Source organism: Sphingoaurantiacus capsulatus (genome assembly GCF_042648405.1).
GTDB classification, from domain to species: domain Bacteria; phylum Pseudomonadota; class Alphaproteobacteria; order Sphingomonadales; family Sphingomonadaceae; genus Sphingoaurantiacus; species Sphingoaurantiacus capsulatus.
Map to the genome: position 1 here is coordinate 758,935 of NZ_JBHRXV010000011.1, position 10,809 is coordinate 769,743.

The 10,809-nt window shown below is 67.5% G+C and carries 7 protein-coding genes and 1 tRNA gene; 7 read left to right on the forward strand and 1 reads right to left on the reverse strand.

Annotated elements, in window-relative coordinates:
- Positions 1 to 174: 174 nt before the first annotated feature.
- Positions 175 to 1,947: a DNA mismatch repair endonuclease MutL gene (gene mutL / locus ACFOMD_RS15900; protein WP_380863133.1), complete on the reverse strand. Its 1,773-nt coding sequence runs from the start codon at positions 1,945 to 1,947 to the stop codon at positions 175 to 177.
- A 189-nt stretch (positions 1,948 to 2,136) separates the two neighbouring features.
- On the opposite strand from mutL, the gene ACFOMD_RS15905 reads away from it, so the two are divergent.
- The 7 genes from ACFOMD_RS15905 to ACFOMD_RS15935 all read left to right on the forward strand — a co-directional run bounded on the left by ACFOMD_RS15905 (position 2,137) and on the right by ACFOMD_RS15935 (position 10,771).
- Entirely contained in the window at positions 2,137 to 3,177 is a 1,041-nt protein-coding gene (locus tag ACFOMD_RS15905; RefSeq protein ID WP_380863135.1) for a rod shape-determining protein, read from the forward strand.
- Between the two features lie 86 nt (positions 3,178 to 3,263).
- On the forward strand, positions 3,264 to 4,163 hold the full coding sequence (gene mreC, locus ACFOMD_RS15910; protein ID WP_380863137.1) for a rod shape-determining protein MreC: 900 nt from the start codon (positions 3,264 to 3,266) through the stop codon (positions 4,161 to 4,163).
- Positions 4,160 to 4,687, forward strand: coding sequence for a rod shape-determining protein MreD (gene mreD, locus ACFOMD_RS15915; protein WP_380863139.1), 528 nt, complete (start codon positions 4,160 to 4,162; stop codon positions 4,685 to 4,687). The genes mreC and mreD overlap by 4 nt, the downstream gene beginning before the upstream one ends.
- Positions 4,684 to 6,678, forward strand: a complete 1,995-nt coding sequence (gene mrdA, locus ACFOMD_RS15920) for a penicillin-binding protein 2 (RefSeq protein ID WP_380863141.1) — start codon at positions 4,684 to 4,686, stop codon at positions 6,676 to 6,678. Before mreD ends, mrdA begins: the two co-directional genes overlap by 4 nt.
- A 2-nt stretch (positions 6,679 to 6,680) precedes the next feature.
- Positions 6,681 to 7,805 carry a rod shape-determining protein RodA gene (rodA, locus tag ACFOMD_RS15925; RefSeq protein ID WP_380863143.1) on the forward strand — a complete coding sequence of 375 codons (1,125 nt, stop codon included), beginning with the start codon at positions 6,681 to 6,683 and terminating at the stop codon, positions 7,803 to 7,805.
- Positions 7,806 to 7,909: 104 nt separating this feature from the next.
- Positions 7,910 to 7,985: transfer RNA gene (locus tag ACFOMD_RS15930), tRNA-Lys, on the forward strand.
- A gap of 218 nt (positions 7,986 to 8,203) precedes the next feature.
- Positions 8,204 to 10,771: a PAS domain-containing protein gene (locus ACFOMD_RS15935; protein WP_380863145.1), complete on the forward strand. Its 2,568-nt coding sequence runs from the start codon at positions 8,204 to 8,206 to the stop codon at positions 10,769 to 10,771.
- The last annotated feature ends 38 nt before the right edge of the window (positions 10,772 to 10,809 follow it).

Here is a 10,809-nt window from a genome sequence, read left to right on the forward strand (position 1 = left end):
AAATTCGCCGCAACGGGTTGCGGAGATGAAGTGCTTGGGCCCGCGGGATAGCCGGATGGTTTCACCCGACTTGATTGATGGCAGCCACTGCAGAGCGAGACGGAGCTCTCCCTCGTTGGTAACGAGCAGTGCCGGCTGGCCGGGCATCGTCAGTTCTGCCGTTACCTGAGCCACTCACCGCCGCCCGAACAGCTTCTCGATGTCGCCCTTCGCGAGCTTCACATAGGTTGGCCGCCCGTGGTTGCACTGGCCGGAGTGCGGCGTCACCTCCATCTCGCGGAGCAGTGCGTTCATCTCGGCGGGGGATAGCGCGCGGCCGGCGCGAACCGAGCCGTGGCAGGCCATCGTCGCGCAGACCGCGTCGATCTTCTCCTTGAGGCTGAGCGCCTCGCCGAAGCTGCCGAGTTCGTCGGCGAGGTCGATGACGAGGCCCTTCACGTCGACGCGCGTGCCGAGCAGCGCCGGCACCGCGCGCACCAGCACGGCGCGCGGCCCGAAACGCTCGATCTCCAGCCCCCAGCCCGCCAGTTCGGCGGCGCGCGATTCCAACCGGTCGGCCTCGACCTCGCCCAGCTCGACGACCTCGGGCAGCAGCAGCGCCTGCGACGCGGCGACACCGTCGCCGAGCGCCGCCTTCATCCGTTCGAGCACCAGCCGCTCATGCGCGGCATGCTGGTCGACGATCACAAGGCCGTCGGCCGCTTCGGCGACGATATAGGTGTTGTGAACCTGCCCGCGCGCGACGCCGAGCGGGAAGTCCTGTGCCGGGGCTGACGGCGCATAAGCCGGCTCATATTGCGGCGCCCGCGCCATCGGCGGCGCCACGAAGGTGGCCTGGCGGTCGGCGAAGCTTGCCTGCGTCGGTGGCATCGGCGTCCAGCCCGGCGCGACCGGCTGCTCGGGCCGCAGCGACGCCAGCACCGAGGCGGCCACCGTGGTCGACGCCTGATGCCCCGCCGCATCGAGCGCCCGTCGCAGCCCGCCGACGATCATGCCGCGCACCAGCGCCGCGTCGCGGAAGCGCACCTCGGTTTTCGCCGGATGGACGTTCACGTCGACGAAATCGCTCGGCACCTCGAGGAACAGCGCCACCACCGGATGCCGGTCGCGCGCCAGCAGGTCCTGATAGGCCCCACGCACCGCGCCGACGAGCAGCCGATCGCGCACCGGACGGCCGTTGACGAACAGATATTGATGGTCGGCGACGCCGCGATTGTAGGTGGGCAGCCCCGCAAGCCCACCCAGCCGCAGCCCCTCGCGGTCGAGATCGACCGGCACCGCATTGTCGGCGAACTCGACGCCGAGCAGCGCCGCCATCCGGGTCAGCCGGGCATTTTCGAGCATCGACCCGCCCGGCGCCGCGTCGATCAACTTGCGGCCGTCGTGGCGCAGCTCGAAGGCGACATCGGCATGCGCCATCGCCAGCCGGCGCACCACATCGACGCAGGCGCCAAGCTCCGACCGCTCCGACTTCAGGAATTTCCGCCGCGCCGGCACCTTGCCGAACAATTGCTCGACCGAGACCCGCGTCCCCACCGGCACCGCCGCCGGGCCATCCGCCTCGACGCGGCCATGGTCGACCACGATCCGCCAGCCTTCCCCGGCTCCCGTCCGGCTGGTCAGCGACAGCCGGCTGACGCTGGCGATCGACGGCAGCGCCTCGCCGCGGAACCCCAGGGTCGCGATGGCGGAGAGGTCATCGTCGGGCAGCTTCGAGGTGGCGTGGCGTTCGAGCGCCAGCCGCAGTTCGTCGGCGCGCATGCCGCGGCCGTCGTCGACCACCGAGATCAGCTCGATCCCGCCCGCCGACAGCTCGATCTGGAGGCGCCGCGCGCCAGCATCGAGCGCGTTTTCGACCAGTTCCTTCAGCGCGCTCGCGGGTCGTTCGACCACCTCGCCGGCGGCGATCTGGTTGACCAGATGATCGGGTAATCGGCGGATTGGCATGGTCCGCGATGATATAGCGCGCCAAACCGCGTCCGACAGCCGTCAAAACGTTACGAAAGGGCTTGGCGCGGCAGGGCGCATTCGCCATGGTGCCGCCTTCGTCGGGCGGGGATTTCTGCGGCTTTCGGGGCCGCACCGGAAGGGGCCGCCGCACCGGCCAAGCAAATTTTTGTGGTGGGGCCAGCTTACATGTCCATCTTCAGCCGTCTGTTCTCGTTCCTCAGCCAGGATATGGCGATCGACCTCGGTACCGCGAATACCCTCGTCTATGTGCGCGGGCGCGGCATCGTGCTGAACGAGCCGTCGGTCGTGGCGATCGAGACGATCAACGGCCGCCGCCAGGTGAAGGCCGTCGGCAACGACGCCAAGCTGATGATGGGCCGCACCCCCGGCAACGTCGAGGCCATCCGCCCGCTGCGCGACGGTGTCATCGCCGACATCCAGGTCGCCGAGCAGATGATCAACTATTTCATCAAGAAGGTGCACACCTCGAAGCTGCCGCGCTTCCCGGAGATCGTCATCTGCGTTCCGTCGGGGTCGACCTCGGTCGAGAAGCGCGCCATCCGCGACGCCGCCTCGAACGCCGGCGCCAGCCAGGTCTATCTGATCCAGGAGCCGATGGCCGCCGCGATCGGCGCCGGCATGCCGGTGACCGAACCCATCGGCTCGATGGTCGTCGACATCGGCGGCGGCACCACCGAGGTCGCCGTGCTCTCGCTGCGCGGCCTCGCCTACACCACTTCGGTGCGCGTCGGCGGCGACAAGATGGACGACGCCATCGTCTCCTACGTCCGCCGCAACCATAACCTTCTGATCGGCGAAACCACCGCCGAGCGCATCAAGAAGGAAATCGGCACGGCGAAGCCGCCGGCCGACGGCGTCGGCCTCACCATCGAGATCAAGGGCCGCGACCTGATGAACGGCGTGCCCAAGGAGATCACGATCAACCAGGCGCAGATCGCCGAGGCGCTGTCGGAGCCGGTCTCGACCATCGTCGAGGGCGTGCGCATGGCGCTGGAGAACACCGCGCCGGAGCTGGCCGCCGACATCGTCGATCAGGGCATTGTGCTCACCGGCGGCGGCGCGCTGCTCGGCGACATGGACGCGGTGCTGCGCGAAGCGACCGGCCTGCCGGTCTCGGTCGCGGAAGACCCGCTGACCTGCGTTGCGCTCGGCACCGGCAAGGCGCTCGAAGAGCCGGTTTACCGCGGCGTTCTCGAAACCGCCTGATCCTCTCCACCGCTCAGGGTTAGGGGAACCCGATGGCGTGGCCGCCCCGACAGCGATCCTGGAGCGCCTCGCGACGCGAGCGCAACTTGGCGCTTGTCCGCATCGCCGTGGCGATCGTCGCGGTGTTCGTCGGGCTTGTCCTGCTGCTGATGAGCCGCAGCGACCCCACGCGCGGCAGCGGCTTGCGCGGCGCGGCGATGGACGTGACGGCGCCGGTCTGGGGCCTGCTGCGCGGGCCGCTCGGCGCCATCGAGGACGCCGGCAACTACGTCTCGCATTATTTCTGGGCGGTCGACCGCAACCGCGACCTCGAGGCCGAGCTGCGCCGCTATCGCCTGCGCGACCAGCAGCGGCTCGCGATGGTGCGCGAGAATGAGCAGATGAAGGAGCTGCTGCGCGTCGTTGAGCCGGCGCGCCGCTGGCGCCGCGTGGTGCCGATCGCCGCCGGCTCCTCGGGCTCCTATGTCCGCTCGGCGGTGGTGAGCGGCGGTCGCGACCAGGGCCTGCGCATCGGCCAGCCGGTGCGCGCCGCGCGCGGCCTCGTCGGCCGCGTCGTCGAGGTCGGCAATCATTCGGCGCGCGTGCTGCTGCTGACCGACGCGTCGAGCCGCGTGCCGGTGAAGGTGCTGCGCACCGGTCGGCCGGCGATCATCGCCGGCATCAACGATGTCGAGCTGGAGCTGCGCTATGTCGCGCCTGCCGACGGCCAGCTGAAGGTCGGCGACCGGCTGGTGACCAGCGGCGACGGCGGCATTTTCCCGCCCGACGTGCCGGTGGCGGTGGTGACGCGCGTGCTGCGCGACGTGCAATACGCCCGCCCGCTCGCGCACCCCGAAGGCCTCGGCTACGTCATCGTCGAGCAGCCCTATCTGCCGCCGGTGGTGGCGCTGCCCCAGCCCGAGGCTGCCGCCGCGCCGCCCGCCGCTGCACCAGTAGCCGCCGCGCCTGCCGCGCCTGTTCCCGCCGCACCGGCGCCCACCGAATGAGCGGCCCGCTCGTCGGCCTCGAGCATGACGACCGGCTGGCGGCGCGCATCGCGCGGTGGCGCCGGCTCGTGCCGCTGCTCACCTGCGTCGTCGCCCTGTTCGTGATGACGATGCCGCTGATCACCTCGGCGCCGCTGATGCCGCATCTGGCGCTGCTCACCGTACTCATCTGGGGGCTGTTCCAGCCGGCATTGATGCCCGCGCATCTGGCGCTCCTTCTCGGCGTGCTGACCGATGCGGTGCTCGGGCTGCCGCTCGGCGTCAACGCACTGCTGATGCCGATCACCACCATCGCGGTCGGCGCGCTCGAACGGCGCTACGGCCACCGCCCCTATGCGCTCGACTGGGCGCTCGTGGCGCTGCTGGTCTTCGCCTATGAAGTGCTGACCTGGCAGCTGATCGGTTTCACCGGCGGCGAGCTGCCGTTCACGCCCCTCCTGTGGCAAGCCGTCACGACGGTCTTGGCCTATCCCTTCGTCGTCGCGATAATCGCCGGAATCCAGCGCCGCTGGGGCGACCGATGACGATCAAGAGCGAGTCAGACCGAGAACAGGTATTTTCCCGCCGCGCGCTGTTTATCGGCGCGGTGCAGGGAAGCATTGGCCTCGTGCTGGCCGGGCGCATGGCCTATCTCTCGGTGTTCGAGCAGGAGAAGTACAAGCTCCTCGCCGAGGACAACCGCGTCCAGGTCCGCCTGATCCCGCCGCGCCGCGGCTGGATCGTCGACCGCAACGGCAAGCCGCTGGCCTTGAACCGCCCCGACTATCGGCTGGAGCTGGTCTCCGAACAGGTCGACGACCTCGACACGACCTTGGCCCAGATCGCGCAGGTCATCACGCTGACGCCCGAGGATCTGGCGCGCATCCGCAAGGACGTGAAGCGCCTGCCCGGCTATGTCCCGGTCGAGATCGCCAAGGACATGCCGTGGGACCAGTTCGCGGCCGTGAACGTCCGCCTGCCAGAGCTTCCCGGCGTGCAGCCGATCCGCGGCTTCGCGCGCTATTATCCCGACGGTTCGGCGGTCGGCCACCTCCTCGGCTATGTCGGCACCCCGACGCGCGAACAGTTTCTCGAAACCAAGGACCCGCTCTACGTCTTCCCGGGCTTCCGCCTCGGCAAGGACGGCATCGAGAAGATGCTCGACGACCCGTTGCGCGGCAAGGCGGGCGCGCGGCGCAGCGAAGTGAATGCGCGCGGCCGCATCATCCGCGACCTCGAAACGGTCGACGACACGCCCGGCAAGACGGTGAAACTCACCATCGATCGCGACCTGCAGGCCTATGCGGCGCGCCGCCTCGGCGAGGAATCGGCGAGCGTCGTCATCATGGACTGCTGGACGGGCGACGTGCTGTGCCAGCTGTCGATGCCGGCCTTCGACCCCAACGACTTTTCGGACGGCATCAGCCACACCGAATGGAACACGCTTACCAACGACGAACGCCATCCGCTGATCAACAAGACGGTGCAGGGCATCTACCCGCCCGGATCGACCTTCAAGATGATGACCGCGCTCGCCATTTTGAACGCCGGTTTCCTGCCGAGCGACGGCTGCTCCTGCTCGGGCCGCTATTATTTCGGCGGCCACGCCTTCCACTGCCACAAGCGCGGCGGCCACGGCTTCGTCAGCATGCCGGCAGGCATCTACCAGAGCTGCGACACCTATTTTTACCATTACGGCAAGCAGGTCGGCATCGACGCCATCGCCGCGACCGCGCGCAAGTTCGGCCTCGGGCAGGAGTTCGATCTGCCGCTCCCCAGCCAGCGCAGCGGCATCGTCCCCGACCAGGCGTGGAAGATGAAGCGCTATGACCAGAAATGGCTGCCCGGCGAAACGCTCTCCTGCGCGATCGGCCAAGGCTATAATGCGACGACGCCGCTGCAACTGGCGGTGATGACGGCACGCATCGCCTCGGGGCTTCAGGTCGAGCCGAACCTGCTCGCCGGCGCCAGGCGAAAGAATTTCAAGCCGCTCGACGTGCCCGTCGAGCATCTGGCGCTGGTGCGGCAGGCGATGTCGGACGTGGTCAATTCGCCGCGTGGCACCGCCGGCCGCGCGCGCCTCCCCGTCCCCGCCGTCCACATGGCGGGCAAGACCGGCACCGCGCAGGTCCGCCGCATCACCGCCGCCGACCGGCGCCGCGGCGGCAAGTTCGGCGGGTTGAGCGTACCGTGGAAGCATCGCGACCACGCGCTGTTCGTCGCCTTCGCCCCCGTCGAGGCGCCGCGCTACGCGATGAGCATCATCGTCGAGCATGGCATCTCGGGCTCGGGCACCGCCGGGCCGATCGCGCGCGATATCATGACCTATCTGTTCGCCCCCGAGGTCGCGATGAAGAACCTCGAAAAGCTCGAAGCCGACTGGGCCGAGAAGAAGCGTAAGCTGAAGGCCGATCAGGAATATCGCGCCATGCTTGCCGCGCGCGCCGCCGCACAGACCGCGGCCGGCGGAACGCCCGCCGCGACGACTGCAGCCACCCCCCCTGCCCCGACCCCCGCGGCCGGCACCGGCGAATAGCGATGCTCAACACCTCGCTTCCCGACAAGCTGCGCCTGCTGCCCTGGTCGGTGATCTTCGTGATCATCGCCATCGGCAGCTTCGGCATCGCCGTTCTCTATTCGGCCGCCGGCGGCAGCATGGAGCCGTGGGCGCTGACGCAGAGCATCCGCTTCGCGGTGCTGCTCGTCGCCATGCTGGCGGTGGCGCAGATCGATATCGAGGTGTGGATCAAATATGCCTATCCGCTCTACGCGGTGATCCTCGTGCTGCTCACCGTCGTCGAGATTTTCGGCAAGATCGGCATGGGCGCGCAGCGCTGGATCGACCTCGGCGTCATCCGGCTGCAGCCGTCCGAGTTCATGAAGCTGGCGATCATTCTGGCGCTCGCCCGCTATTATCACTATCTGCCGCGCGCCTTCATCGAGAGCCCGCGCGCGCTGTGGCCGCCGGTGCTGATGATCGGCGTGCCGATGATGCTGGTGATGGCGCAGCCCGATCTCGGCACTTCGCTGATGATCGCCTTCGGCGGCGTCGCGATGCTGTTTCTCGCCGGGGTGCGCCTGCGCTGGTTCATCGGCGCCGGCGTCGCCGTCGCCGCCGCGCTCCCCGTCGTCTATTCGATGCTCCGCCCCTATCAGCAGCGGCGCGTGCTGACGTTCCTCGATCCCGCGGCGGATCCGCTGGGCGCCGGCTACCACATCACCCAGTCCAAGATCGCGATCGGCTCGGGCGGCATCTTCGGCAAAGGCTATCTCAATGGCACGCAGAGCCATCTCGAGTATCTGCCCGAGAAGCACACCGACTTCATCTTCTCGACGATGGCGGAGGAATGGGGGCTGATGGGCGGCCTGTTCATCTTCGGCGCCTATGCGATCGTCATCGGCTGGGGCATTTCGGTCAGCATCACCGGCCGCACCCCCTTCGCCAAGCTCGCGGCGATGGGCCTCACCTGCACCGTCTTCTTCTACCTGATGATCAATGCGCTGATGGTGATGGGACTCGCCCCCGTCGTCGGCATCCCGATGCCGCTCGTCTCCTACGGGGGCTCGGCGATGATGACCGTGCTGCTGACGATGGGCGTGCTGATGTCGATCGCCCGCGAACGCCACCGCCCGATGCTCGGCGGCGGCCCGTCGTCGCTTTAGTCGACACTTTTTACGCGATTAGGCGTGGACATCCCGAAAAGTGCGTGATACCCGCCCACTCCGGTTGAAAAAGGGCGCTCCGGCGCCCAGCTTTCCGACCAGATGGACGCATAGCTCAGTTGGTAGAGCAGCTGACTCTTAATCAGCGGGTCCTAGGTTCGAGCCCTAGTGCGTCCACCATAAATTCCAAGGGCTTCGCAGCGATGCGGGGCCCTTTGCTTTCCAGAATTTGATATCCGGCAATCACCCAGCAAGCACGCGACATTCGCTGCCCGTCGGCGCCACCTTCGGTTTGAAGATACGAAAGGCGATAATCGCGGCGAACTTTCCGCGGCAGGGTGAGCAAACTCGTTCTGTTTTACATCGTGATCAGTTCGCGTAGCTGCTAACTAGTCAAAGTGGCTGTCGAATCCCTTCGCTCTCAACCATGGTCCGAAGCCGAGCGCGTTCGCGCGCTCGAGAGCTACGCGATCCTCGATACGCCGGCCGAGGCGGAGTTTGATGAGATCGTTCGCCTGGTCGCTGAAACCTTTGCCGCGCCGATTGCCGTCGTGAATCTCGTTGCCGACGATCGGCAATGGTTCAAGGCGGAGGTCGGGATCGGCGCGCGCGAATTGCCGCTCGATGTATCGATCTGCGCGCACGCGATCCTGCAGAACGACTTCATGGTCATCCCCGACACGCGGGAGGACGATCGCCTCGCCTGCAACCCGCTGGTGACCGCCGAGGACGGCTTGCGCTTCTACGCCGGCGCGCTGTTGCGCAGCGCGGAGGGGCTGCCGATCGGGACCGTCTGCGTGCTCGACCGAACCCCGCGCCCCGACGGGATCACCGCGCACCAGCGGCTGGTACTTGAGGTGCTGGCGCGACAGGTCATGACGCAGCTCGAGCTGCGCAAGACGCTGGCGCGGCAGACGCAGCATGCGAACGAACTAAGTGCCGAAGTCGCCCAGCGTGCGGAGGCCGAAGCGGCACTTCGCGGTATCGAGGAGCGCTATCGCCTGGTCAGCCTGGCGACCAACGATGCGATCTGGGACTGGGATTTCGCGACGAACCATGTCACCTGGAGCGAGGCGCTGGAAACGGCGCACGGCCACCGGCTGGAGCAGGTCGAGCCGACGGGCGAGTGGTGGATCGAGCACATCCATCCTGACGACCGCGCCCGCATCGACCGCAGCATCCACGCGGCGATCGATGGCACCGCCGACAGCTGGTCGGAAGAGTATCGCTTTCTGCGCGCCGATGGCACCTACGCGAGCATCTTCGACCGCGGCCATATCATTCGCGACGCCGCCGGCGCGCCCCAGCGTATGATCGGCGCGATGCTCGACCTGACGGAGCGCCAGCGGACCCGCGCCGAGCTGGCGATCAATGAGGAACGGCTGCGGCTGGCGACCGAAGCCGCGGAGGTCGGCTTCTGGGATGTCGATATCATCCACGACATCCTGATCTGGCCGCCGATCGTGAAGCAGATGTTCGGCATCTCGGCCGACGCGCCGATCTCGATGACCGATTTCTACAACGGGCTGCATCCGGAGGACCGGGGCCATACCGGCGAAGCCTTCGACGCCGCTTGCGATCCTGCGCGCCGCGCGCTTTACGACGTCGAATATCGCACCGTCGGCAAGGAAGACGGGCTGATCCGCTGGGTCGCCGCCAAGGGCCGCGGCATGTTCGATGCCGAGGACCGCTGCGTCCGCGTCGTCGGCACCGCGATCGACGTGACCGGGCGCAAGCACGCCGAGGCCCAGCTGCGCCAGCTCAACGACCATCTTGAACAGCGGGTCACCGAAGTTGTCGCCGAGCGCGAGCAGATGGCCGAGGCGCTGCGCCAGTCGCAGAAGATGGAAGCGGTCGGCCAGCTCACCGGTGGCATCGCGCATGACTTCAACAATATGCTGGCAGTGGTGATCGGCTCCCTGGATTTGCTCGGCCGACGGCTCGGTGACCAGGATCTGCGCGCGAAACGCTATGTCGATGCCGCGAGCGAAGGCGCCCAGCGCGCGGCGACGCTCACCCAGCGCCTTCTCGCCTTTTCGCGCCAACAGCCGCTCAACCCCGAAGTGCTCGACCCGAACAAGCTGGTGCCCGGTATGTCGGAACTGCTGCGCCACTCGATCGGGGCGGACGTTCGGCTGGAGACGGTGCTGGCCGCCGGCCTGTGGCGGACCCACGCCGATCGCAATCAGCTCGAAAACGTCATTCTCAATCTTGCCGTCAACGCGCGCGACGCGATGCCGGAGGGCGGCCGGCTGACCATCGAAACCCAAAATGCTCACTTCGACGAGCGCTATGCGAGCAGCAATTTCGGGGTGCGCGCCGGCCATTATGTGATGATCGCCGTGACCGACACCGGCGGCGGCATGTCACCCGAGGTGATGACCAAGGCATTCGACCCCTTCTTCACGACCAAGGCGGTCGGCAAGGGCACCGGGCTTGGCCTCAGCCAGGTATATGGCTTCGTCAAGCAGTCGGGCGGCCACGTAAAAATCTATTCGGAGGCCGGCGAAGGCACGACGGTGAAAATCTATCTGCCTCGCTTTGTCGGCGAGGAGACCGCCGAGGCGGTCCCCAGCTTCCCGGAACTGCTGCGCGGCGAGCGGCAAGAGGTCATTCTGGTCGTCGATGACGAGCCGGCCGTCCGTCAATTCAGCGTCGATGCGCTTACCGAACTGGGTTATCGCGTGCTCGAGGCGGAGGGCGCCGCGGCCGCCCTGCGGTTGCTCGATGCACATCCGGAAATCGCGCTACTGTTCACCGACATCGTCATGCCGGACGTCAACGGGCGGAAGCTGGCCGACGAGGCGCGGCGGCGGCGCGGCGATCTGAAAATCCTGTACACGACCGGCTACACACGAAACGCGGTCGTCCACAACGGCGTGATCGATCCGGGCGTCGAGCTTCTCAGCAAGCCCTATTCGATCGAGCAACTCGCCGCGAAGATCAGGGCGGTGTTGGAGAGCTAGGGTCCGCGCGTGAGCGCAGCGTCCGCCTGGGGCACACC